Here is a 24350-nt window from a genome sequence, read left to right as displayed (position 1 = left end):
AAATAGCCAAAATGCTGTTAATCGATTGAACCAACAGCAGATTGACCATTTTTTCAGCACGAAATCTGCCCCTGGGCGTTAGTGCTTTTTGATGTACATATCTTTGGTGAAGTAGTATCCCAGCTTATCAGGCGTAAATCCCCCTACCCACGGTTTCACCAGGTGCGTACGGACATAGTGATAAACCGGAACCGCCGGCACATCTTTCGCCAGAAGATCCTCTGCCTGCTGGTAGTACTTACCGCGCGCCACCCCATCCGACGCTTTGGCGGCGTTCTTTAAGGCTTCATCATAGGCAGGATTACTGTACTGGCTGGTATTCTCACTGTCGCCGGTGCGGAAATTGTTCAGGAAAGTGGCGGCATCGTCATAATCGGCAATCCACGCATAGCGCACGGCGTCAAAATTGTGCGTGTGCATGGTGTCGAGCATCGTCTTCCACTCCTGGTTTTGCAGCTTCGCCTCCACACCAAGGTTTTTCTTCCACATCGAACTGGCGGCAATCGCCACGCGCTGGTGTGATTCCGAAGTGTTGTACAGCAGATTAAACACCAGCGGGTGACTATCCGAGTACCCCGCTTCGCTCAGCAGTTTTTTGGCTTCGGCAAGGCGCTTATCGCGTGGCCAGCTGGCGTAATCTGGATTTTGCAGTTTTACGCCGCCGATATCAGGCTGGCTAATCAGCCAGGCCGGGCGTTGTCCCTGCCCCAGTACTTTTTCAGCAATGATGTCTTTATCCAGCGCCATGTTCAGCGCCAGCCGGACTCGCGGATCGTTAAATGGCGGCCGGGTGGTGTTGAACTCATAATAGTAGGTCGCCAGCTGCGGCGACACGTTCAGCTGATCGCCCATGGTCTTTTTAAGCTGCGCGAACTGGTTAATCGGTACCGTATAAACAATATCGATTTCACCCGCTTTATAGCGGTTAACGTCCGCCGCCTCTGAATGAATCGGCAGCCAGGTCACTTTATTAATTACCGTATGCTCATTGTCCCAATAGCGCGGGTTACGTTCGGCCACGATGCGCTCGTTAACTACCCACGCGGACAGCTTATACGGACCGCTGGTCACGATATGCTCCGGTTTGGTCCACTGCTCGCCAAAGCGGTTTACCAGCACTTTATCAATCGGCACCAGCGAAGGATGCGCCAGCATCGCTAATAACGCCGCGTTCGGCTGCGTTAATGTGACTTCAAGCGTCGCATCATCAACCGCCTTCACGCCCAGCGTCTCCGGCGCTTTTTTCCCCTCGGCAATTTCCTGCGCGTTCGCAATATGCATATTGCCCGGGTAGCTGGAATAAGGAGATGCCGTCAGAGGAGAGACCAGACGCTGCCAGCTCCAGACAATATCCTGCGCGGTGATGGCGGTCCCGTCAGACCAGGTAACGCCCGGACGTAAATGGAAGGTCCAGACGGTGTTATCTTTATTTTCCCACTTTTCCGCCAGCCGCGGCTCTATTTCACCCGCCGGCGAGACGCTGACCAGCCCCTCGAAAAGATCGCTGATGATATTAAACTCAACGTCACTCTCGACCTTATGCGGATCCAGTGATGCCGGCTCGCTGCCGTTATTTCTCACCAGCTCCTGCTTCTCTGCCAGCACCGTCCCCGGGGGAACCTGAGCGGCAAATATCGTGGCCGTCGTGCAGAGTAAACCGAGAGCCAGCAATGCTTGCGTGATGTGATTGTATTTTTGTGATTTCATATCCCTTGCCTTTATTACGCTTCGTTTGTACCCTCTCCACACTTAGCCACAGAACGGCAATAACGCAATATTTTTCAGTAACCTATCAGATTCCGATCGGGTTCCTGAAGCCAAACGCACAAACACACCACCTTTCCATTATTTATTAGAATAATATGCTGCGTGATTGCGTTGGGGTCTAAGTAAAGATGGGTAAAAGCACTATGGCTTCCGTCGCGGTTTTTTTATGCTTCATTATTAATTACATCTGTCATAAGAGAGTGACTCATGGATCGTATTATTACGTCGTCGCGTGACCGTTCATCGCTGCTCAGTACGCATAAAGTTCTGCGGAACACCTATTTCCTTCTCAGTCTGACGCTGGCATTTTCCGCCATTACGGCAACGGCCAGCACGGTGCTGATGCTGCCTTCTCCAGGGCTGATTCTGACGCTGGTGGGTATGTATGGTCTGATGTTCCTGACCTATAAACTGGCCAATAAGCCGACAGGTATTCTGGCGGCCTTCGCCTTTACCGGCTTCCTGGGGTATATCCTTGGGCCAATGCTCAACGCCTATCTGTCTGCGGGCATGGGTGACCTGATTGGTCTGGCGCTGGGCGGTACCGCTCTGGTGTTCTTCTGCTGCTCGGCCTATGTGCTGACCACCCGTAAAGACATGTCCTTCCTCGGCGGGATGCTGATGGCAGGCGTAGTGGTGGTTCTGATCGGTATGGTGGCTAACATCTTCCTGCAGCTGCCGGCTCTGCACCTGGCCATCAGCGCAGTGTTTATCCTGATTTCTTCAGGCGCAATCCTGTTTGAAACCAGCAATATTATCCGCGGCGGTGAGACCAACTATATCCGCGCTACCGTCAGCCTGTACGTGTCGCTGTACAACATCTTCGTCAGCCTGCTGAGCATCCTTGGCTTCGCAAGCCGGGACTAACCTCTGTCGACGCTGTGCTCAGGCCCCGCTTATGCGGGGCCTTATTTTTTGCTACACTGCGGCCAGTCTGAACGGTATGTGAAGAATTATGTTTATCTTTGAAGGCAACGAAATTGAGACCGATAGCGAAGGCTATCTGAAAGAGACGACACAGTGGAACGAAGCCATGGCGGAAGTTATCGCCGGGCAGGAAGGCATTACGCTCTCCGTTGAACACTGGGAAGTGGTGCGCTTTGTGCGCGAATTTTATCTGGAGTTCAACACCTCGCCCGCCATTCGCATGTTAGTGAAGGCGATGGCGAATAAGTTTGGCGAAGAGAAAGGCAACAGCCGCTATCTCTACCGTCTGTTCCCGAAAGGGCCGGCCAAACAGGCCACCAAAATTGCCGGCCTGCCTAAACCGGTGAAGTGCATTTAATAGAGGATGGCAAATTTTTGCCACTCTCTGGTGGGTTGATGAGGCTCGGTATTGACTCTGTCAACCCGCGCACTGCGCGGCCCGCCGGCTTTTAGCCAGGCGATAAGTGCCGCAACCTGGTCTTCCTCCCCGCAGGCCAGCACCTCCACGCTGCCATCATCAAGATTACGAGCATAGCCCGTCAGCCCCAGGCGTAGCGCCTCCCGCTGCGTCGAGTAGCGAAACCCCACGCCCTGAACCGAGCCATAAACCCATGCCATTGTGCAGATTGTCGCCATCGTTACGCTCCTTTTTTGGCCTGCCCTGATGCACAGAATAGCAAATTCTCGTCAGCGTACATGCTTCGGCAACAGGCCATAGTGCTGACGAAAACGCGCGGTAAAGCGTGACCCGGACTGATAGCCGCTGTTGAGCGCGATCTCGCCTATGGGTAGCGACGTTGACTGCAGCTGGCCTAAGGCGTACGCCATGCGAACCTCTTCAACGATCAGACGAAAGCTTTGCGATTCCAGCTGTAAACGGCGGCGCAGCGTCGATTCCCCCAAAAACAACATCTTTGCCACCCGGGGAACGCTCCACGCCTCCGCCGGCGACAGCATGATAATTTGCCGTACCTGGCCGGTCAGATCCTGCTGTCTTTCGTTTAACAGCGGTCCGGCATATCCCGCCTGCTGCAACGCCAGCAGCAGCCCCATCGTCTGGTGATGCTGCAGTTCCGTCGATAGTCCCCCACGCACTGCTTGCAACACGTTCTGCCACATAAACGACAGCTCAGGAGTCATCGGCGCGCAGAGTGATGTCAGCCGGCCGGGCGGCGGCTCGCTCATGTAACGTGCTTTAAAATCCGCGAGCAGGTCGACGGTCAATGAGAGCAGGTCAGAACAAAATAGCCCATTGTCCGGCTGATTAATGACCTCGAGCTCAACGTCGGCGGGCAAAATAATCAGCTGCTGCGGGGTGGCCTGCATCTGACTGGCCCCCTGCACGATGATTTTACTTCCTCGATTGACCCGACACAGCGCAGGCGAAAAAAGCCTGACGCGATGCAGTTTATATAATCGCCGGGAGGTGATTTCCGCCGCCGATAACGCGTTATGCTGAAAGTGAATATTCCGCATTTGAGCTCTCTGTCTGTCGTTTAGCGTCCTGACATGGCCGTCAGCTGGGCGCTGGCGATAGCATGGCTGCGCAGCATAAAGCCCACCAACGCGCCGCTGGCCTGTGCATCAATCGGTAATGTCGCCGTATTCAGCGCCCATACCGTAAAGTGGTAACGATGAGGCTTATCCCCGGGCGGAGGACACGCTCCGCCAAAGCCCGCATAGCCGAAGTCATTCCGCCCCTGCACGGCGCCTGCTGGCAGTTTAGCGTTGTTTTTATCTCCGGCACCAGTCGCCAGACTGGAAACCGTCGGCGGTATATTCACCACCGTCCAGTGCCACCACCCGCTCCCGCTGGGTGCATCCGGGTCGTAGGCGGTCACCGCAAAACTGCGGGTACCCGTCGGCGCATGTTCCCAGGTCAACTGGGGCGAGACATTCCCCCCGCGACAGCCAAAACCATTAAACTGTTGGGATGTCGCCAGGCTGTCGCCTTCGCGCATATCGCTGCTGGTGACGCGAAATGGCGCTGCTGCCGCGCTGGTACTGATAACCGCAATCAAGATTGTCGCTAACCGGGATCCTGTTTTCATCGTGTTTTCCTCCGTTGGGTGAGGAATCACTGTAAGATCCCGGGAAGGTTTTTATTGTGCCAAAGCGCCGGCATTTTGTGCCGAAACGCTCACCTGTCGGCGCAGGTGGAATGATGCTTGCGCCGGTCACTTGTGCTAACCTACGCGCCATTTTACGGTGCGACATTCCCGTTGCTTAAAGGTAGCTCCATGACAGATTCCATTTTCCCCCGCTTAGTGTTAACCAAAGGACGCGAGAAATCCCTGCTGCGTCGCCATCCGTGGATTTTCTCCGGCGCCGTCGCCCGGATGGAAGGTAAAGCTCGTTCCGGTGAGACCATCGATATCGTTGATTCGCAGGGAAAATGGCTGGCCCGCGGCGCGTATTCGCCCTCTTCGCAGATCCGCGCTCGCGTCTGGAGCTTCGATCGCAATGAAGCTATCGATAACGCTTTTTTCGAGCGTCGTCTGCAGCAGGCTCAGACCTGGCGCGAATGGCTGGCGGCCCGCGATGGCCTTGATAGCTATCGTCTGATCGCCGGAGAATCCGACGGCCTGCCGGGCGTGACCATCGATCGTTTTGGTAACTTCTTCGTACTACAGCTGCTGAGCGCCGGTGCTGAATACCAGCGTGCCGCCATCATCAGCGCGTTGCAAACGCTGTTTCCGGACTGCTCTATCTACGATCGGAGCGACGTCGCGGTGCGTAAAAAAGAGGGACTGGAGCTGGCTCAGGGTCCCGTCGTCGGCGAACTGCCGCCGGCCCTGCTGCCGATTACCGAGCACGGTATGCAGCTGCTGGTAGATATTCAGGGCGGCCACAAAACCGGTTACTACCTCGACCAGCGCGATAGCCGTCTGGCGACCCGCCGCTATGTCACCGACAAGCGCGTTCTTAACTGCTTTTCCTACACCGGTGGTTTCGCTGTTTCCGCTCTGATGGGCGGCTGCCGCCAGGTTATTAGCGTGGATACCTCCCAGGAGGCGCTGGACGTTGCGAAACAAAACGTAGAGCTGAACAAGCTGGACCTTTCCAGAGCGGAATTTGTTCGCGACGACGTCTTTAAACTGCTGCGTAAATATCGCGATCAGGGGGAGAAGTTTGACGTTATCGTCATGGATCCGCCGAAGTTCGTCGAGAATAAAAACCAGTTGATGGGCGCCTGCCGCGGCTATAAAGATATCAACATGCTGGCGATTCAGCTCTTGAATCCCGGCGGTATCCTGCTGACCTTCTCCTGCTCGGGTTTGATGGCGACCGATTTATTTCAGAAAATCATTGCCGATGCCGCAATTGATGCCGGACGTGATGTACAATTTATAGAACAGTTCCGTCAGGCTGCCGATCACCCGGTGATTGCAACCTACCCGGAAGGGCTGTATCTGAAAGGGTTTGCCTGTCGCATCATGTAACTTGAAAAGCGGAACATTGCCCGCATATAGCAGGTAATAACGTTTCCCAGGAGGTGCCTATGATTGCCAGCAAATTCGGTATCGGCCAGCAGGTTCGCCATACGCTATTGGGCTACCTCGGCGTGGTTGTTGATATCGATCCCGTATACTCGCTCGCCGAGCCGGAAGAGGATGAAATTGCAGCCAATGACGAACTGCGCGCGTCGCCCTGGTATCATGTGGTCATGGAAGATGAGGACGGCCAGCCGATCCACACTTATCTTGCGGAAGCGCAGTTGAGCGGTGAAGCCAGCGACGAACATCCGGAACAGCCGTCGATGGACGAGCTGGCCAGAACGATTCGCCGACAGCTGCAGGCCCCGCGGCTACGTAACTGATGTAAAAAAACCCCGCTATCGCGGGGTTTGTTATTTACTTCGCCAGCCCTAAACGCGGTATTTCAATCGCCGGGCAGCGATCCATCACCACATTCAGCCCAGCCTCGCGCGCCAGTACCGCCGCCTGTTCGTTAATCACGCCCAGCTGCAGCCACAGCGTTTTCGCACCAATGGCGATGGCCTCCTGAGCAACGGCCAGCGCCGCATCGGAGTTGCGAAAGACATCGACCATATCCACTTTTTCCGGCACATCGCCAAGGGTGGCGTAGCCTTTCTGCCCCATCAGCGTGGTACCAGCGACTTTCGGCGCAACAGGGATAACGTGATAGCCCTGTTCAAGAAGGTATTTCATCACCCGATAACTTGGGCGATCCGGTTTGTCACTCGCCCCCACCAGCGCAATCGTCTGGGTTGAGGTGAGAATGCCTGCGATATCGTTCTCTTTCATTTAATCCTCCACTCTTTAGCCCAAGTGTATGCTTATCCGACTGAACGGGCCATGCATCCTGACTTACGGATACGTCAAAAATTTTCACCCGGATGCTTGCAGCAACAGTCACTTCCAGTAATCTGTCTGCAGGTCAAAATGTGGAATAAAAATATGGAACTGACGACACGTACGTTACCCGCACGCAAACATATCGCGCTGGTTGCTCACGATCACTGTAAAGATATGCTGATGAAATGGGTTGAGCGCCACCAGCCGCTGCTGGCCCAGCACGAACTCTATGCAACCGGCACCACCGGTAACCTTATCTCCCGCGCAACCGGGCTGGAGGTTAACGCGATGCTGAGCGGACCGATGGGTGGCGATCAGCAGGTCGGCGCGCTAATTTCGGAAGGTAAAATCGATGTGCTGATTTTCTTCTGGGATCCGCTCAACGCCGTGCCGCACGACCCGGATGTCAAGGCACTGCTGCGCCTGGCTACGGTGTGGAACATCCCTGTAGCCACCAATGCCTCAACGGCCGACTTTATTATTCTGTCGCCGAACTTCGCTGAACCTCTCGATATTCTGATCCCGGATTATCAACGTTACCTCGCCGACCGGCTGAAGTAATCCCGGCCGGCGGCCCGCCCGCCGGCACTTACGGTTTTCTCGCCACCGGCACATCCAGATCTTCTAACATTTCGACAAATGGCGAAGGCCGCGCTTTGTTGAACAATAGCCAGACGCGAAGCCGGGCACGCGTGATAGCGACATAGAGCAAACGTCGCTCTTCCGCATCCGGAAAATCCTCCGGCTGCGGCAGCAGCGCCTGCTCCATAATGGATTCACGCGCCGGGGCCGGAAACGCATCATCACCATCCTGAAGTCCCAGGACAATGACATAATCCGCCTGCTGACCTTTACTGGCATGGATGGTCATAAAATCGAGCTGCAGATGCGGCCAGCGCGTCGCCGCTTTTTCCAGCGCCTCAGGTTTCAAATGATGGTAGCGCGCCAGCAATAAAATCCGCTGCTCCGGTTTCGCGTAGCCGCTGAGCTTATCGAGGAGATCGTCGAGCTTATCGTCCGCCAGCAACGTTACGGCTTTCTTGTCTCCGGCCGTCAGGCTGTTCAATGGTTTACTCAACTGATGCGGGTTTTGTTGTATAAAGCCGTTCGCCACCTCCCCAATACGCCCGTTAAACCGGTAGGTGGTATCCAGCGCGCAGCAATCGCCTTCGCCAAAATAGTGATTAAATGCGGTGGTCAAAGAGAGTTGTGCCCCGCTAAAGCGATAGATAGCCTGCCAGTCATCGCCAACGGCAAATAACGTCGCCTGCGTGTTCTGCCGACGCAGCGCAGCAAGCAAGGCGGCGCGCTGCGGCGAGATATCCTGGAACTCGTCGACCAGGATATGTTTCCACGGGCTGACGAAGCGTCCTTTATCCAGAATATTAATCGCCTGATGTATCAACCCGGAAAAATCGACCGCGCCTTCGTCTTTCAGCGCCGTTTTCCACGCTTTTAACAACGGCGCCATCAGCTTAACGCGCTTACTGAACAGGTCGCGCACCTCTTCCGGCGCGCCGGCGATCATCTCCGCCTGCGATCCCCCGTGCATTCGCATCAGACTAACCCAGCGATCGAGGCGACTGGCCATCCGTCGCTGAATTTTTTTATCCTGCCAGAATTCGCCGTCCGGCACCTGCCAGCCCATCTCTTCTTCCAGCCACTGCCGCCACCCCTTGGCCTGCGCTTTTTTCTCCTGACACTGCTGGCGCCAGTTTTTCAGCAGCAAGGTCTGGCGGGCCGTGCTGTCGCTCTCCAGCTTGCTGATGTTCGGCACTTTTTTGCTGCCCTGCTGAATAATATGCAGTGCCAGAGAGTGAAAGGTACGCGCCGTAATTTCTTCTGAACCCAGCCGTTCACGAATACGCTCATCCATTTCCTGCGCCGCCTGGCGGCCAAATGCCAGCAGCAGAATCTGGTCGGCGGCGGCTTCTCCCCGCGTTAATAACCATCCGGCTCGCGCCACTAGCACGGACGTTTTGCCGCTTCCGGCCCCGGCAAGCACCAATAAAGCGCGCTCGCCGTTGACCACCGCCCGCGCCTGCGCAGGATTCAGCGGAGAGGTTTCGACGCTGGTAAAAAATCCGCGATACTGCTCCAGCATCGATTCCGTAAAAGCCTGATTATGAGCCAGCCGGGCCTCTTCGGTATCGGCCAGCCAGCTTTGGCACTGCCGCCACAGCTCACGACAGTTCTCGAAAGCCTCAAGACGGCTGGTCGGCATTGGCAGACCGGTCAACGCACGACGAATCTTCACCTGAATGTCAGTAACCTGCTGACGGGTCAGCCACTTGCCTTCGGCGCTGGCGCGGGCAACCTCCTCCAGCTGCTGCTGGAGAACACCGGCGGCAATACAGCTCATTTCCGCGCTCCACTGCTGCCACAGTGTATTCAGATGATGATAAAAACGCTGCGTTTCATTCCACTCGGTGCCGTGTAAACGCACGACTTTGCTGTCCGGTAAAACGAACTCCAGTTCGCCCCAGACCAGGCCGCGCTTACATTGAACTGACAATAACTGATTGAAAGGGATAAGATACTCATGGTTATCACCCGAGACTTTTACTCCCGCGTTTAGCAGTTGCACCCGGTCGTAGGGATGCTGTGCCATACGTTTGCCCAATGTTGTCGCTTTAAGTTCCATATCATGCCGAATTTCAATCAGGTTGGATGTTTTTAAGTTTAACCGCCAGCGACCAGGTGCTCCAGCGTAAAAAACGTTACAATGGTCAGGACTTATTATCTCCAGGACTGAACTGAGGGTTTATGCGTACCATTCTGAATATTTTGAACTTTATCCTTGGCGGTTTCGCCACCACGCTGGGCTGGCTGCTGGCAACTCTGGTCAGCATCATCCTGATCTTCACCCTGCCATTAACCCGCTCATGCTGGGAGATTACCCGACTCTCCTTGCTGCCTTACGGTAATGAAGCCATTCATGTCGATGAACTTGAACCGCAAGGCAAAAATAGCCTGCTGAATGCCGGTGGCACGATTCTGAATATTTTGTGGTTTATCTTTTTTGGCTGGTGGCTGTGCCTGATGCATATTTTCAGCGGCATCGCCCAATGCCTGACCATCATTGGCATCCCGGTCGGTATTGCCAATTTTAAAATTGCCGCCATTGCATTATGGCCGGTGGGACGTCGAGTGGTTTCCGTCGAAACAGCTCGCGCCGCGCGTGAAGCGAATGCGCGTCGTCGCTTTCAGTAACCGGACGGAACACGACCATGCTTAGCCCCTTGCTACGCCGTTATACATGGAACAGTGCCTGGCTATATAACGCCAGGATTTTTATCGCACTCTGCGGCACAACCGCCGTTCCATGGTGGCTTGGCGAAGTCAAACTGACCATTCCCCTGACGCTGGGCGTGGTGGCCGCGGCATTGACCGACCTCGACGATCGTCTGGCCGGCCGGTTGCGCAATCTGGCCATCACGCTAGTGTGTTTCTTTATTGCTTCCGCTTCGGTGGAGCTACTGTTCCCCTGGCCCTGGCTGTTTGCGCTTGGGTTAACCGTATCGACCACCGGATTTATCTTGCTCGGCGGTCTGGGGCAGCGTTACGCCACCATCGCATTTGGCGCCTTGCTGATCGCCATTTATACCATGCTGGGGGTAACGCTCTACGATCGCTGGTATCTGCAGCCGTTCTTTCTGCTGACCGGTGCAGTCTGGTACAACCTGCTGACCCTCTGCGGACACCTGATTTTCCCGATTCGCCCTCTTCAGGATAATCTTGCGCGCAGCTATGAACAGCTGGCGCATTACCTGGATCTTAAATCCCGTCTGTTTGACCCGGATATTGAGGATGAGAGCCAGGCGCCGCTATATGATTTAGCCATTGCCAATGGTCAACTGGTGACGACGCTCAATCAGACCAAGGTCTCTCTGCTGACGCGTCTGCGCGGCGACCGCGGCCAGCGCGGCACCCGTCGCACATTGCAATACTACTTTGTTGCTCAGGATATTCACGAGCGCGCCAGTTCATCGCACATTCAGTACCAAACGCTGCGCGATCATTTTCGCTATAGCGATGTGATGTTCCGCTTCCAGCGCATGCTGTCGATGCAGGCGCAGGCATGCCAGAAACTGTCCCGCGCGATTCTTTTACGCGAGCCCTACCAGCACGATGCCCATTTCGAGCGGGCATTTATGCACCTTGATGCCGCCCTCGACCGCGTGCAGGCCAGCGGCGCTCCGGCTGAACAGATGAAAGCGCTGGGCTTTCTGCTTAACAATCTCCGCGCTATCGACGCTCAGCTGGCAACCATTGAGTCGGCGCAAAGCAGCAGTGCCCCGGCGAACAGCGCAACCGAAAACCTGCTCGCAGACGACGGACTTAACAGTTTCAGCGATATTTGGCTGCGGCTGCGCCGCAACATGTCGCCAGAATCGGCTCTGTTCCGTCATGCGGTCAGGATGTCATTGGTCCTCTGTACCGGCTATGCGTTTATCCAGTTCACCGGCTTAAACCACGGTTACTGGATACTCCTGACCAGCCTGTTTGTCTGCCAGCCGAACTATAACGCCACCCGTCATCGACTCGCGCTGAGGATTATCGGTACCCTGATCGGGGTGGCCATAGGCCTGCCGATATTACTGCTCGTGCCATCGGTTGAAGGCCAACTGCTGCTCATTGTTCTGACCGGCGTGCTGTTCTTTGCTTTTCGCAACGTGCAGTATGCCCACGCGACGATGTTCATCACCCTGCTGGTTCTGCTGTGCTTTAACCTGCTAGGCGAAGGTTTCGAGGTCGCGCTGCCGCGTATTTTCGATACGCTGATTGGCTGTGCTATCGCCTGGGCGGCGGTGAGCTTTATCTGGCCAGACTGGAAGTTCCGCAATCTGCCACGGGCGCTGGATCAGGCTATCAACGCCAACTGCCGCTACCTCGATGCCATCCTCGAGCAATATCACCAGGGACGCGATAACCGCCTGGCCTATCGCGTTGCCCGTCGCGATGCCCATAGCCGGGATGGTGAACTGGCATCTGTGGTATCAAACCTGTCGACGGAACCGCGGGCTAACTCAGCCATGCGCGAAACGGCATTCCGTTTACTTTGCCTGAACCATACCTTTACCAGCTATATTTCCGCACTCGGTGCGCACCGGGAAAAACTCACGACTACGGAAATTCTCGCCCTGCTTGATGATGCCGTCTGCTACGTTGATGATGCGCTGCACCACACGCCTGCCGACGAACAGCGGGTGCAGCAGGCGCTTAATAGTTTGCAGACCCGGATCCAACATCTTGAGCCCCGGGCTGACAGCAAAGAGCCGCTGGTGCTGCAGCAAATTGGTCTGCTGCTGGCGCTGTTGCCGGAAATCTGCAGGTTGCAAAAGCAGGTTGCGGTTCAACCCGAGTAAAGATCGATATTTTTGTGCTGGCTGCCGGCCCATACCTTAAGCTCCTGACGCCGCTGCGTCGGGAGCGCTGCGGAATGCACCCCGGCAATAGCCCCTTCCAGCGCATAGAGAACATTCAACGTAAGTGCTTTGTTTGATTCCCGCAATTTCAACCAGACTTTCTCCGCACCAAACTGACGGAGCATTTTTTCATCGCTCACGCCTGCGTTAATCAACAGCAGCTCCATATGAAAACTGATATTCGGGAGATCTTTTAATCTTCCGGACGCATGCTGTAGACGCTTTTCATTGCGTGCACTTTGTAATGAGGACGCCGACAGATTGAAAAGCGTTTTACTATCACCCCAGAGGGTCTCGTCAACCTGATAATATTTCAGTAAGACCGGGCGACCATTTTTCCGCATCGTCAAGAGTGGAGTGGCATGCACAACGCGATATTCCGCGCTCTGCTCACAAATTTTAAGATAGATTTCGCCCTCGGCGACCATGGCAAAAACGGTATCGTCTATGGCAAGGCTATAGCCGCCAAAGAGCGGGCGACAGCTTATTTTGCCGAGTGGAGATAAACATTCCTGGAGTTGATGGAACCGTAAAGATGACATTTTCTTCATGATTATTCCTTTGTTAATCATGTAAATAGAAGATTATTTGTTAACGGATCCGTTAATATAGAAAATAAGTGACTTCGTATATTGCAGCAAGATGATTTTTACACTGTTCAACATTTAATCATCATTTTGCGAGGGGCTTTCAGAAAACAGTCTGGCGGGAATACCCGATATATAAGTAATAAATACGCCAGCCCTGCTCACTGAAATGCCGGTGAATAGTTTGTCAAGCCGCATGGTAAACCTGGGCAATGTGCATATAGCGATGGGCCAGGCGCTTGGCTTGCGCCACGACGATTGGTGATAAGAATCGCGCTCTCCGCTCTCCCCACCAGAACGGTCAGGCGCGGAATCGACAAAAATCATGTACAATTTTCAACCAATGAAGCGATAAATGAGGTTGATCTTTTCCCCTGCTGGATATACTGTATATTCATACAGTAACCCACAGGCGGGATAGACTATGTTTACTTCAGCTTACGCAAATCGTTCATCACTGACTTCTGCTTCAGTACGTCGCCCTTCACATGACGTTGTCGAACAACCGGCCAGCGGGCTGATCAGTGAAATTGTCTACCGTGAAGATCAACCGATGATGACACAATTACTCCTGCTACCTTTATTACAGCAGCTCGGCCAGCAGTCTCGCTGGCAGCTCTGGCTGACGCCGAAGCAGAAATTGAGTCGCGAATGGGTTCAGTCTTCCGGATTACCGCTGTCGAAGGTTATGCAGATTAATCAGCTCTCCCCTTTCAACACCGTCGAGTCGATGATCCGCGCGCTGCGCACTGGGAATTACAGTGTGGTGATTGGCTGGCTGGCAGATGAGCTGGCGGCAGAAGAGCATGAACGCCTGGCCATTGCCGCACAAGAGGGTAATGCAATGGGGTTTATCATGCGGCCGGTTGGAAATACGAACCAGGCTGGGAGACAACTCAGCGGGCTAAAAATTCACTCGAATTTGTATCATTAAGCCAAATTAGGATTAATCCTGGAATTTTTTTTGCTTACAACAATACCCTTTTTAAAACAGGGTGATTTGTAGCGGAATGCCTGTCTGATGCGGTTTCGCGGCTTTATTTGGTGAATAAAAATTAACCATATTTGTTAAATCTTGTGTACACAACCCTTTTTTTTCATATGCCTGACGGAGTTCACACTTGTAAGTTTCGAACTAAGTTGTAGACTTTACATCGCCAGGGGTGATCGGCTTACGCTGCATGTATCAGCATAGTTAACAACAAGTCACGCCCCGGGTGAAGGATTTAACCGTGAGGTCTTTTGTAACTTCATGGCGAATTTTGGATGATAATGAGGCGCAAAAAATGAAAAAGACAGCTATCGCGATTGCAGTGGCACTGGCTGGCTTCGCTACCGTAGCGCAGGCCGCACCGAAAGATAACACCTGGTATGCAGGTGGTAAACTGGGCTGGTCCCAGTATCACGATACCGGTTTCTACGGTAACGGTTTCCAGAACAACAACGGCCCGACCCGTAACGATCAGCTGGGTGCTGGTGCGTTCGGTGGTTATCAGGTTAACCCGTACCTCGGTTTTGAAATGGGTTACGACTGGCTGGGCCGTATGGCTTATAAAGGCAGCGTAGACAACGGCGCTTTCAAAGCTCAGGGCGTTCAGCTGACTGCTAAACTGGGTTACCCGATCACTGACGATCTGGATATCTATACCCGTCTGGGTGGTATGGTCTGGCGTGCAGATGCTGACGGCAACTACGGTTCTACCGGCGTATCCCGCAGCGAACACGACACTGGCGTATCCCCGGTATTTGCTGGTGGTTTAGAGTGGGCTGTTACTCGTGACATCGCTACCCGTCTGGAATACCAGTGGGTTAACAACATCGGTGACGCAGGTACCGTTGGCGCGCGTCCTGACAACGGCATGCTGAGCCTGGGTGTTTCTTACCGTTTCGGTCAGGAAGAAGCAGCTCCGGTTGTTGCTCCGGCACCGGCACCGGCTCCGGAAGTGACGACTAAGCACTTCACTCTGAAGTCTGACGTTCTGTTCAACTTCAACAAATCTACCCTGAAACCGGAAGGTCAGCAGGCACTGGATCAGCTGTACACTCAGCTGAGCAACATGGATCCGAAAGACGGTTCTGCAGTGGTTCTGGGCTACACCGACCGTATCGGTTCTGACGCTTACAACCAGCAGCTGTCTGAGAAACGTGCTCAGTCCGTTGTTGATTACCTGGTATCTAAAGGTATCCCGGCTGGCAAAATCTCCGCACGTGGTATGGGTGAATCCAACCCGGTTACCGGCAATACCTGTGACAACGTGAAAGCTCGCGCTGCACTGATCGACTGCCTGGGCCCAGATCGTCGCGTAGAGATCGAAGTTAAAGGTTACAAAGACGTAGTAACTCAGCCGCAGGCTTAAGTTTTACTACCGATAAAAAACCCCGCTTTTGCGGGGTTTTTTTTGGACTTATTTCTGGCATCAACACATAGCCTGCCCGATACTGTCTCGCCCTGTCCTCTGCAGCTACTCTTTCCCCAACAGCACCTGTAAATCATGCTTCAGGCTGGACATTTTACTGGCGTACTTCTCTTTATGCTCGGCGTCTTCAATCAACTGTACGATGGTTTCAGACAGGGTTTTTCCACGCCGCTGCGCGAGTCCCGCCAGGCGCTGCCAGACGATAAACTCCAGATCGATCGATTTTTTACGCGTGTGCAGATGCTCAGCGTTGAAGTGCCGTTTCCGACGCGCGCGGATTGTCTGCTTCATCCGGTTCATTAACTCCGGATTCATATGCTGCTCAATCCAGGTATGCACCAGAACAGGTTCATTTTCGAGCGTCAGTAAGACATCGACCGCGGCTTTCGCTGCGCTGGCTTCAATGTAGCGGGTAATCAGCTCACCTTCCCGGTGCTTTTTTACCAGATATTTCCATTTCCAGCCGCTTTCAAGATTTTCCAGTTGTTGATATTTCATTGCGATCTCAATGTGACCGTGTAACTCATTTCAGGATATCAGTTTTTTCCCAATGTGCTGAGAATAAATCATCATTCGTGATGCAGGTAACCCGGTAATCATCACGGCAAACGCAATCCCCCGTGTGCTCAGACGCAGCATCAGGTATAATCGCGCGTTTTACATCTGACTAAAAAACAGCGACTTTGACCATTACGAAACTTACCCGAAACGACCTTGCTCCTGATACGGAAAGTTATCAGGCGCTGTTTGCACAAGCCGATTTAGCTCAGGCAGAAGATGGCCTCTCCGGCGAACTGCAGCCCCGTTTATTCTATGGTCTGGAGCAGCTTCTGGTGACTCCGACCATCTCGCCATTCATGCTGGTGAAAGCCCCGGAAGAACCGGAGTACCTGCAGTGGCTGGCGACGGAAACGCGAACCTTACATGAGCCTGCCGCACCGCTCTACGGTGTGCGCTATCAGGTCAATGGCGGCAACGTCACCCTCACCCCGGCTAAAGATGCCGACGATAATTTTGCCAGCTCCGCACCGGTTGAATCTGCCGACTGGATAGAAGCAGAGCAGCTCTTTGGCTGCGTACGGCAATTTAACGGCGAAATCACTCTCCAGCCAGGTCTGGTGCACCGGGCCAACGGCGGCGTACTGATTATCTCTCTGCGCGCGTTACTCGCTCAACCGCTGCTCTGGATGCGCCTGAAAAGCATGGTCACCCGCCAGCGCTTTGACTGGCTGTCCATTGATGAGTCTCGTCCTCTGCCGGTCGCGATTCCCTCTATGCCGCTCAGCCTGAAGGTGATTCTGGTTGGGGAGCGTGATTCATTGGCCGATTTCCAGGAGATGGAGCCCGAACTCTCCGCTCAGGCGATTTACAGCGAATACGAAGAGAATCTACAGATTGCCGATGCGGATACGCTCAAACTGTGGTGTCAGTGGGTCGGGAAAAACGCGCAGCAGCTCGGACTACCGGAACTGGCCGCTGACGCCTGGCCCCTGTTGATTCAGGAAGCCGCGCGTTATACCGGCGATCAGGAGACATTACCGCTGTGCCCGCTCTGGATAGCCCGTCAGCTGCGAGAAGCAGCGGCGTTCTGCGAAGGTGGGCAGATCACCGCGGAAGAGATGCAAACCATGCTGGCCCGGCGCGAGTGGCGTGAAGGCTATCTCGCCGAGCGGATTCAGGATGAAATCCTGCAAGAGCAGATAATGATTGAAACCGAAGGCGAATGCATCGGCCAGATTAACGCCTTGTCGGTCATCGAATTCCCCGGACATCCGCGTCCGTTTGGCGAACCGTCTCGCATCAGCTGCGTCGTACACATCGGTGACGGTGAGTTCATCGACGTTGAACGTAAGGCGGAGCTGGGTGGCAACATCCATGCCAAAGGCATGATGATCATGCAGGCGTTCCTGATGTCCGAGCTGGAGCTCGAACAGCAGCTCCCCTTCACGGCTTCGCTGACCTTCGAACAATCCTACAGTGAAGTCGACGGCGACAGCGCCTCGATGGCCGAGCTATGTGCGCTAATCAGTGCTCTCGCCGGCGTACCGATTAATCAGAGCATTGCCATTACCGGTTCCGTCGATCAGTTTGGTCGCGTGCAGCCGGTAGGCGGCCTTAATGAGAAGATCGAAGGCTTTTTCACCATTTGCCAGCAGCGCGGATTAACCGGTAAGCAAGGGGTCATTATTCCTGCGGCAAATATCCGCCACCTGAGTCTGGCAGCAGAACTCCGGCAGGCCGTCGCTGACGAGCAGTTTTTCATCTGGGCGGTGGAAGATGTCACGGAAGCGCTGCCGGTTCTGACCCAGCTGCTATGGGATGGCGAAGGGCAAACTTTACGGCAAACCATCCAGGAACGGATCGCGCAGGCGACGCAGCAAGAGAGTCGTCATCGTTTTCCGTGGCCGCTACGCTGGTTAGGTGGTTCAGGTTCTAACTGATCGGACTTGTTCAGCTTACACGTGTTAGCTATCCTGCGTCCCGAACTCAAAATAAGGCTTACTGAAAACATGGTAGATAAACGCGAATCCTATACGAAAGAAGACCTTCTTGCCTCTGGCCGTGGTGAACTGTTTGGCGCAAAAGGCCCACAGTTACCCGCGCCGAATATGCTGATGATGGACCGCGTCATCAAAATGACTGAGACGGGTGGTAACTACGATAAAGGTTATGTTGAAGCAGAACTCGATATTAACCCGGACCTGTGGTTCTTCGGTTGCCACTTTATCGGCGATCCGGTTATGCCTGGCTGTCTGGGGCTGGATGCCATGTGGCAGCTGGTAGGCTTCTATCTGGGCTGGCTCGGTGGCGAAGGCAAAGGCCGCGCGCTGGGAGTTGGCGAGGTGAAATTCACCGGCCAGGTACTGCCGACGGCAAAGAAAGTCACTTACCGTATTCACTTCAAACGCGTTGTTAACCGTCGTCTGATTATGGGCCTGGCGGATGGTGAAGTGCTGGTTGACGATCGTCTGATCTACACCGCAAACGATCTGAAAGTGGGTCTGTTCCAGGATACGTCCGCATTCTGATAAGCAGCAATGCTTGAAAAAGGCGAAGCCCCCGCTCTGCGGAGGCTTCTTTTTTTAAAGAGACAGTCAGGCAGTTTGTACCCTGTCCTCCATGGCTTCTCGCCAGCCTCCTAGCCAGTAGGACCTTTGGTTCAAGGTCTGGTAGGGACACATTTCTTTCGATCTTCCGGTTATCCCGGCCTGGTATCCACGTTGATGTGCCCGTTCCAGGCGATCTCGTTTTTGTCTCTTCATGCCTCGTTTCCCTCATTATTTGATCTGGTGGAAAAGAAAACAGTGGTCACTAAATATGCAACCACGGTTAACGAATACCGCGAATCAGAGGCAACGTCAATGCGCAAAATTCACGCCATTGTCATAATTGTGAGCTACATGAAAATTCATTTGTACAAAAAATGTGAACCGGCACAAGTAACGATCTGACGAGACAAATAAAAAACCGCGGGGGTTTTTCAGTCCACCGCGGCGCTTCATTTTCATTCATTTTACTTATGGCAGGCGATTCAATTCGCTGGCAATTGCCGTGGCTTCCTGAGACCAGGCCTGAGCCAGAGTCTTCACCATCGCATCATAGCCATCCTGCTGCTGCTTAAGCTCAATATTGAACGGGCGCTTGATCAGCTGACCCTGGTGCTTCAGCAACCACTCACCGCTAACGATGACCCGGCCATCGTAACGGCCATGGAAGCCATTAACCGCCACATTGAGCGTATCCTGTTCGCTGCCCAGAGGCTGCGAAGCAACCACCCAGCCCGGAAGCTGAGCACTCAGATTCGCCACCAGCGTGGTACGCAGCTGCTGATCGAGCGGGCTGGCCCACAGATTGTTATTGGCAATGACATACTGCACGTCACTGGTCTGATAGACCACCCCGTTGCCCGCCAGATAATCCGGGATGCTGACCTGTTCAACCCACAACAGGTTTTTGCTTTGGTGGGCGGCGCTTTGTGCGCCGCTTTGTGCAACCGGAAGCTGATAGTAGGTTTTATTTTCCCCACTGCTGCAGGCCGCCAACGCGCAGGCCGCAGCCACAATTAGCCATTTTTTCATTATTTTGCTCCCTTCGGCTGAGGATCTTTCTTATCCTTGGCCTCGAATACCAGCGCATTGCTCTTATCATTGAGCGTTTTCAGTACCGGCTGCAGTTCGCGAAGAACCTGATCCAGTCGCTGCATATCGGCCACCATTTTATTGTATGCCGCCGAGCCAGGCTGGAAGCCCTGCATACTGCGGTTCAGTTCGCGCAGCGTATTCTGCATATCGCCAGGAAGCTGCTGCATTGACGGGCTTGCCGCTATCTTGTTCAGGCTATCCAGCGTGGTCTGAACGTGCTGCATCGTTTTTTCACTTTGCGCCAGCGTGGTGGTCGCTTGTTCCAGCAGCGGGTTTATCGGCAGGTTGTTAATCTTATCCAGCGCTTCCATCAGACGCTGCTGGATCTGCGCCAGACCACCGCTGATTGTTGGAATGATCGGATAGCTTCCAAACTCCTGAATCTTGCCGCGCGGAGGCGCCTTCGGATAGAAGTCGAGATCGATATACAGCGCACCGGTCACCAGGTTCCCTGTTTTCAGCGATCCCCGCAAGCCGCGATTAATCAGATCATCAATATGCGTACGGATATTTGGATCGCCGCCGAGCTGACTGATCAGCCGTTCTGGTTCAATACGGACTTCCACCGGGATGCGGTAGTCTTCATTCAGGTGCTGATACAGTCCTGGAATAAAGAACGGCACTTTCCCGACGGTACCCAGGCGAATTCCACGGAACTCGACCGGAGCTCCCGGCTGCAGCCCGCGCACTGAGTCTTTAAAGAACATGACGTAGTCAATATGCTGGGTAAAGACTGAATCCTGAATGCTCTTCTGATCGTCAAAGAGATGGTAGCCCGTTTTGTTCGCCACCGGCTCGCCCATATCCAGACCTTCCGGGATATCAAAGCTGACGCCGCCGCCGAACAGGGTCGCCAGCGATCCCATCTCCACGCGCATCCCGGATGAAGAAAGATCGACCGCAATACCGCTGTCTTTCCAGAAGCGGACGTTGGTTGTGACCAGACGATCGTTGGGCGCATTGATAAACAGCTGATAGGTGATCCTGCGCTTTTGGGCATCAAAGGAACTGGTTTCCACCGATCCAACGCGATAGCCACGGAAAAGTACCGGATCGCCAGGCGACAGCTGACCCGCTTTATTACTCTCCAGCAGGATACGGATCCCTTTGGCATCCGGCGAAGCCAGCGGCGGAGAATCCAGCAGCGGGAAACGGGCGGGTTCCCCACCTTTCGTCCCCGGCTGCAGTTCAATATACGCTCCTGACAGCAGCGTGCCGAGTCCACTGATCCCTTCACGTCCTACCTGCGGTTTGACGACCCAAAAAACGGAATCTTCATGCAACAGTTTCTTCATGCCGGCGTTCAGCCGGGCTTTAATCTCTACGTGCGTCAGATCGTCGGTCAACGTGGCGCTCTCGACTACCCCCACATCCACGCTGCGGCTTTTAATCCGGGTTTTCCCCCCTTCAATCCCTTCAGCGTTGGTGGTGATCAGCGTCACCTCCGGCCCTTGATGGCTGTAGTGATAAAAAAGAATCCACGCGCCGATTAGCACAGTGACGATGGGGAAGATCCACACGGGTGACCAGTTCTTCACCTTTTGCACTTTCGCTTCTCCGCTCTTATTTTCCATGCTGCTGCATTTCCTCATGGCTTGAATCTGGTTCACGGTCCCACAACAAACGAGGGTCAAAGGTCATAGCTGAGAACATTGTCATGACAACAACGAGCGCAAACATCACCGCCCCGATCGCAGGATAGATACTCATCAACCCTCCCATGCGCACCAGCGCCGAGAGCACAGCGATGACAAAAACATCAATCATTGACCAGCGGCCAACAAACTCCACAATTTCGTAAATCAGGTGCATGCGCTCCGAATCACGCTGCCCGTTACCGTTAGCGTTCCAGCACAGCCAGGCAATGGCGAGCATTTTCAGCGTCGGTACCATAATACTGGCAATAAATATCACCAGCGCCACCGGGTATGAACCTTCACTCCACAGCAGGATCACCCCTGCCATGATCGTTGACGGCAATTTATCGCCCAGTAAATCGGTAATCATGATCGGCATGATATTAGCCGGCAGATAAAGGACGCATGAGGTCAGCAGCAGGGCCAGCGTCCACTGCAGGCTATGTTTGCGTCGCGCGGTACCTTTTGTCTGACAGCGGGGACAAACGGCTTCATCAGCGGGCAAAACCGCGGTACAGCACGAACATGAACGGAGTCCCTGGCGGATCCCCGTCACGCCGATCTTCAGCGGCTGCGTCACCGCCGGCATCGGGGCAATATCGTCCCACAACCAGCGTCGGTCTACGCACTGCAGCGCTCGCAGCTGCAGCATGCAGAACAGACACCAGGGAGCGAAGCTTAAGCCGACGCCGATATCACCGTATGCCATCAGCTTGACGAAGCTCACCAGCACCCCGGCGAGGAAAATCTCCGCCATTCCCCAGGTTTTGAGGTGAAACAGAATGCGCGCCAGAAACGCCTTTAACGCGCGCGGCATATGGATGCGGTTGACCAGTAGCAGAATGGTGACCAGACAAAAAGCGGGCACCAGCTGTACGAAGAGTAAAAAGAAGGTGCCGAGGCTGGCGTAATCTTCGCTAAACAGCACCCCGGGGATTTCCAGCAGCTTGATTTCGCTGCTGAGACCGCTCACCTGCATATCCACGAAGGGAAACAGGTTGGCCAACAGCAGCATAAACAACGCCACCAGCGCATAGGCTGTAGGACGCTGCCGGGGCGCGTCCCACGAAGTTGTCAGCGTCGTGCCACAGCGCGGGCATACGGCTTTCTGGCGATGCTCCAGCTGCGGCAAAGCCACCAGCAAATCACATTGTGGGCACAGAATATGCCGCGCAGCATGATGATGATCGCACATGAAAACTCCTCAGCTTATGCGCCGTTTTTTAATCCTTCGAGATATTCCCAGCGTTCAAAGGCTGTTTCCAGCGCCTGTTCCGCCTCGGCCAGCTGTGCCAGCACCTGCTGCGTATGATCATGGGACTGGCCAAAGAAAGAAGGATCGGCAACCTGTTCCTGCAGCGTTTGCAGTTGGGTTTCCAGTTCTTCGAGCCGTTGCGGCAACTGTTCCAGTTCGCGCTGCAGGTTATAGCTTAGTTTGCCTGACGCTCGTTTGACACTTTCTGCTTTCGGTTGAGCAGCTTCTACCGCTTTTTTGCTAATCTGCTGCTTTTGCGCCAGATACTGCGCTTGCTGACCGCGGGCGTCGTGATAGCCGCCGACGTATTGCCCGATGCGCCCTTCCCCTTCGAAGATCCAGCACTCGGTAACGGTATTATCGACGAATTGACGGTCGTGGCTGACCAGCATCACGGTACCCTGATAACCGTCGACCAGCTCTTCCAGCAGCTCGAGGGTCTCGACATCCAGATCGTTTGTCGGTTCATCGAGGATCAGCAGGTTGCTCGGCTTCAGGAACAGACGCGCCAGCAGCAGGCGGTTACGCTCACCGCCGGACAGCGCGCGCACCGGTGTCATCGCGCGTTTCGGATGGAACATGAAGTCCTGCAGGTAGCCCAGAACGTGACGCGGCTTGCCGTTGACCATCACTTCCTGCTTGCCTTCCGCAAGGTTGTCCATCACCGTTTTATCCGGGTCAAGCTCCGCGCGGTGCTGGTCGAAGTAGGCCACTTCCAGCTTGGTCCCGACGTGAATACGCCCGCTATCCGCCTTCAGCTGACCAAGCATCAATTTCAGCAGCGTGGTTTTCCCACAGCCGTTTGGACCAATCAGAGCGATTTTGTCACCGCGCTGGATCTGGGCGCTGAAATCTTTAATCAGGACCTTGCCATCAACCTGGTAGTTGACGTTCTCCATTTCGAAGACAATCTTACCCGAGCGAGCAGCCTCTTCGACCTGCATCTTCGCGCTGCCCATCACTTCACGGCGCTCGCCACGTTCGCGGCGCATGGCTTTCAGTGCCCGCACGCGCCCTTCGTTACGGGTACGACGCGCTTTGATCCCCTGACGGATCCACACCTCTTCCTGCGCCAGTTTACGATCGAATTCCGCATTCTGGAGCTCTTCGACGCGCAGCGCTTCTTCTTTATCCAGCAGATACTGATCGTAGTTCCCCGGGTAGGTCACCAGCTTGCCGCGATCGAGATCGACAATCCGCGTCGCCATGTTGCGAATAAAGGAACGGTCGTGCGAGATGAAAATAATGGTCCCTTTGAAGGTCTTGAGGAAACCTTCCAGCCAGTCAATGGTTTCAATATCCAGGTGGTTGGTCGGTTCATCGAGCAGCAGCACGCGCGGCCCGCTGACCAGGGCACGGCCGAGAGCCGCTTTACGCAGCCAGCCGCCGGAAAGCGAGGAGAGCTCGGCGTTGGGATCGAGATTAAGCTGCTCCAGCACTTCGTTAATACGGCTATCGAGCTGCCACAGCCCTAAATTATCCAGTTGCTCCTGCAGACGCGCCAGTTCATTCAGGTTCTTGTCGCTCGGGTCGGTCATTACCAACTGCGAAACATCGTGATAGCCTTTGAGGTAGGCCGCCTGCTCGGCGATACCTTCCGCAACGAAATCATAGACGGTTCCGGTCACATTGCGCGGCGGATCCTGCTGCAGTCGCGCGACCACCAGATCCTGCTCATAAATAATGCGCCCGTCATCCAGCCCCTGCTCCCGGTTAAGGATTTTCATCAGGGTGGATTTGCCCGCGCCGTTACGCCCGACCAGACAGACGCGCTCGTTATCTTCGATATGCAACTCGGCATTATCCAGCAGCGGAGAGTCGCTGAAGGAGAGCCAGGCACCATGCATACTAATTAATGACATTCTTTATT

General features: G+C 54.4%; 24 protein-coding genes. 11 read left to right on the top strand and 13 right to left on the bottom strand.

Going from position 1 to position 24350, the window contains the following annotated elements; genetic code table 11:
• Nucleotides 1-78: 78 nt before the first annotated feature.
• Nucleotides 79-1707, bottom strand: a complete 1629-nt coding sequence (locus tag MC50_RS17525; RefSeq protein WP_047664564.1) for an ABC transporter substrate-binding protein — start codon at nt 1705-1707, stop codon at nt 79-81.
• Between the two features lie 267 nt (nt 1708-1974).
• On the opposite strand from MC50_RS17525, the gene yccA reads away from it, so the two are divergent.
• Entirely contained in the window at nt 1975-2634 is a 660-nt protein-coding gene (gene yccA, locus MC50_RS17520) for an FtsH protease modulator YccA (protein WP_004860189.1), read from the top strand.
• A gap of 88 nt (nt 2635-2722) precedes the next feature.
• The gene (gene tusE, locus MC50_RS17515; protein WP_004860187.1) at nt 2723-3052 is read left to right on the top strand and encodes a sulfurtransferase TusE; all 330 of its coding nucleotides are present in this window, start codon (nt 2723-2725) and stop codon (nt 3050-3052) included.
• Here tusE and yccX read toward each other — a convergent pair.
• From yccX to MC50_RS17500, 3 genes are read right to left on the bottom strand one after another with little or no spacing between them, the layout of a single operon-like run.
• Nucleotides 3049-3330, bottom strand: a complete 282-nt coding sequence (gene yccX / locus MC50_RS17510) for an acylphosphatase (RefSeq protein ID WP_032695680.1) — start codon at nt 3328-3330, stop codon at nt 3049-3051. The genes tusE and yccX overlap by 4 nt on opposite strands.
• 51 nt (nt 3331-3381) lie before the next feature.
• Nucleotides 3382-4170, bottom strand: a complete 789-nt coding sequence (locus tag MC50_RS17505) for a helix-turn-helix domain-containing protein (protein ID WP_032700359.1) — start codon at nt 4168-4170, stop codon at nt 3382-3384.
• 20 nt (nt 4171-4190) lie between these two features.
• On the bottom strand, nt 4191-4745 hold the full coding sequence (locus tag MC50_RS17500) for a kinase inhibitor (protein WP_032695678.1): 555 nt from the start codon (nt 4743-4745) through the stop codon (nt 4191-4193).
• 189 nt (nt 4746-4934) lie between these two features.
• On the opposite strand from MC50_RS17500, the gene rlmI reads away from it, so the two are divergent.
• A complete protein-coding gene (gene rlmI, locus MC50_RS17495; protein WP_032688490.1) occupies nt 4935-6137 on the top strand; it encodes a 23S rRNA (cytosine(1962)-C(5))-methyltransferase RlmI in 1203 nt (400 codons plus the stop codon).
• Nucleotides 6138-6196: 59 nt separating this feature from the next.
• Nucleotides 6197-6514 (top strand): heat shock protein HspQ, encoded by a 318-nt coding sequence (gene hspQ / locus MC50_RS17490; RefSeq protein ID WP_004860177.1) that lies wholly within the window; start codon nt 6197-6199, stop codon nt 6512-6514.
• 34 nt (nt 6515-6548) lie between these two features.
• Here the strand turns inward: hspQ and MC50_RS17485 are convergent, their stop codons facing one another.
• On the bottom strand, nt 6549-6962 hold the full coding sequence (locus MC50_RS17485) for a CoA-binding protein (protein WP_032688491.1): 414 nt from the start codon (nt 6960-6962) through the stop codon (nt 6549-6551).
• Between the two features lie 153 nt (nt 6963-7115).
• Here MC50_RS17485 and mgsA point away from each other — a divergent pair, with 153 nt between their 5' ends.
• Nucleotides 7116-7574, top strand: a complete 459-nt coding sequence (gene mgsA / locus MC50_RS17480; RefSeq protein ID WP_032688625.1) for a methylglyoxal synthase — start codon at nt 7116-7118, stop codon at nt 7572-7574.
• Nucleotides 7575-7602: 28 nt separating this feature from the next.
• On the opposite strand, the gene helD is transcribed toward mgsA, so the two are convergent.
• Nucleotides 7603-9657: a DNA helicase IV gene (gene helD, locus MC50_RS17475; protein ID WP_047664560.1), complete on the bottom strand. Its 2055-nt coding sequence runs from the start codon at nt 9655-9657 to the stop codon at nt 7603-7605.
• A 122-nt stretch (nt 9658-9779) separates the two neighbouring features.
• On the opposite strand from helD, the gene MC50_RS17470 reads away from it, so the two are divergent.
• Together MC50_RS17470 and yccS are read left to right on the top strand one after the other, a co-directional pair.
• Entirely contained in the window at nt 9780-10226 is a 447-nt protein-coding gene (locus MC50_RS17470; protein WP_004860167.1) for a YccF domain-containing protein, read from the top strand.
• Between the two features lie 17 nt (nt 10227-10243).
• On the top strand, nt 10244-12382 hold the full coding sequence (gene yccS, locus MC50_RS17465; protein WP_047664558.1) for a YccS family putative transporter: 2139 nt from the start codon (nt 10244-10246) through the stop codon (nt 12380-12382).
• On the opposite strand, the gene MC50_RS17460 is transcribed toward yccS, so the two are convergent.
• A complete protein-coding gene (locus tag MC50_RS17460) occupies nt 12370-12993 on the bottom strand; it encodes a TfoX/Sxy family DNA transformation protein (protein WP_032688494.1) in 624 nt (207 codons plus the stop codon). The two genes, yccS and MC50_RS17460, sit on opposite strands and share 13 nt — an antisense overlap.
• A gap of 460 nt (nt 12994-13453) precedes the next feature.
• Here MC50_RS17460 and sulA point away from each other — a divergent pair, with 460 nt between their 5' ends.
• A complete protein-coding gene (gene sulA, locus MC50_RS17455) occupies nt 13454-13963 on the top strand; it encodes an SOS-induced cell division inhibitor SulA (RefSeq protein ID WP_032688495.1) in 510 nt (169 codons plus the stop codon).
• Nucleotides 13964-14315: 352 nt separating this feature from the next.
• Nucleotides 14316-15386 carry a porin OmpA gene (gene ompA / locus MC50_RS17450; protein ID WP_032688496.1) on the top strand — a complete coding sequence of 357 codons (1071 nt, stop codon included), beginning with the start codon at nt 14316-14318 and terminating at the stop codon, nt 15384-15386.
• Between the two features lie 105 nt (nt 15387-15491).
• On the opposite strand, the gene matP is transcribed toward ompA, so the two are convergent.
• Nucleotides 15492-15944 (bottom strand): macrodomain Ter protein MatP, encoded by a 453-nt coding sequence (gene matP, locus MC50_RS17445; protein ID WP_004860155.1) that lies wholly within the window; start codon nt 15942-15944, stop codon nt 15492-15494.
• Between the two features lie 185 nt (nt 15945-16129).
• On the opposite strand from matP, the gene MC50_RS17440 reads away from it, so the two are divergent.
• Nucleotides 16130-17887, top strand: a complete 1758-nt coding sequence (locus MC50_RS17440) for an AAA family ATPase (protein ID WP_032688497.1) — start codon at nt 16130-16132, stop codon at nt 17885-17887.
• Between the two features lie 69 nt (nt 17888-17956).
• Nucleotides 17957-18475, top strand: coding sequence for a bifunctional 3-hydroxydecanoyl-ACP dehydratase/trans-2-decenoyl-ACP isomerase (fabA, locus tag MC50_RS17435; RefSeq protein WP_004860150.1), 519 nt, complete (start codon nt 17957-17959; stop codon nt 18473-18475).
• A gap of 66 nt (nt 18476-18541) precedes the next feature.
• On the opposite strand, the gene rmf is transcribed toward fabA, so the two are convergent.
• The 5 genes from rmf to MC50_RS17405 all read right to left on the bottom strand — a co-directional run bounded on the left by rmf (nt 18542) and on the right by MC50_RS17405 (nt 24342).
• Nucleotides 18542-18709: a ribosome modulation factor gene (rmf, locus tag MC50_RS17430; protein WP_004871568.1), complete on the bottom strand. Its 168-nt coding sequence runs from the start codon at nt 18707-18709 to the stop codon at nt 18542-18544.
• Between the two features lie 255 nt (nt 18710-18964).
• Entirely contained in the window at nt 18965-19525 is a 561-nt protein-coding gene (gene pqiC / locus MC50_RS17420; RefSeq protein ID WP_047664555.1) for a membrane integrity-associated transporter subunit PqiC, read from the bottom strand.
• Entirely contained in the window at nt 19525-21162 is a 1638-nt protein-coding gene (gene pqiB, locus MC50_RS17415; RefSeq protein ID WP_032688500.1) for an intermembrane transport protein PqiB, read from the bottom strand. The genes pqiC and pqiB overlap by 1 nt, the downstream gene beginning before the upstream one ends.
• Complete coding sequence (pqiA, locus tag MC50_RS17410) at nt 21152-22420, bottom strand: membrane integrity-associated transporter subunit PqiA (protein WP_032688501.1); 1269 nt, start codon at nt 22418-22420, stop codon at nt 21152-21154. Before pqiA ends, pqiB begins: the two co-directional genes overlap by 11 nt.
• Nucleotides 22421-22434: 14 nt before the next feature.
• Complete coding sequence (locus MC50_RS17405; protein ID WP_032688502.1) at nt 22435-24342, bottom strand: ABC transporter ATP-binding protein; 1908 nt, start codon at nt 24340-24342, stop codon at nt 22435-22437.
• Nucleotides 24343-24350: the final 8 nt, after the last annotated feature.

It is taken from the genome of Klebsiella planticola (assembly GCF_000783935.2).
GTDB classification, from domain to species: domain Bacteria; phylum Pseudomonadota; class Gammaproteobacteria; order Enterobacterales; family Enterobacteriaceae; genus Klebsiella; species Klebsiella planticola.
This window is presented reverse-complemented; position numbering and strand designations above follow the sequence as displayed.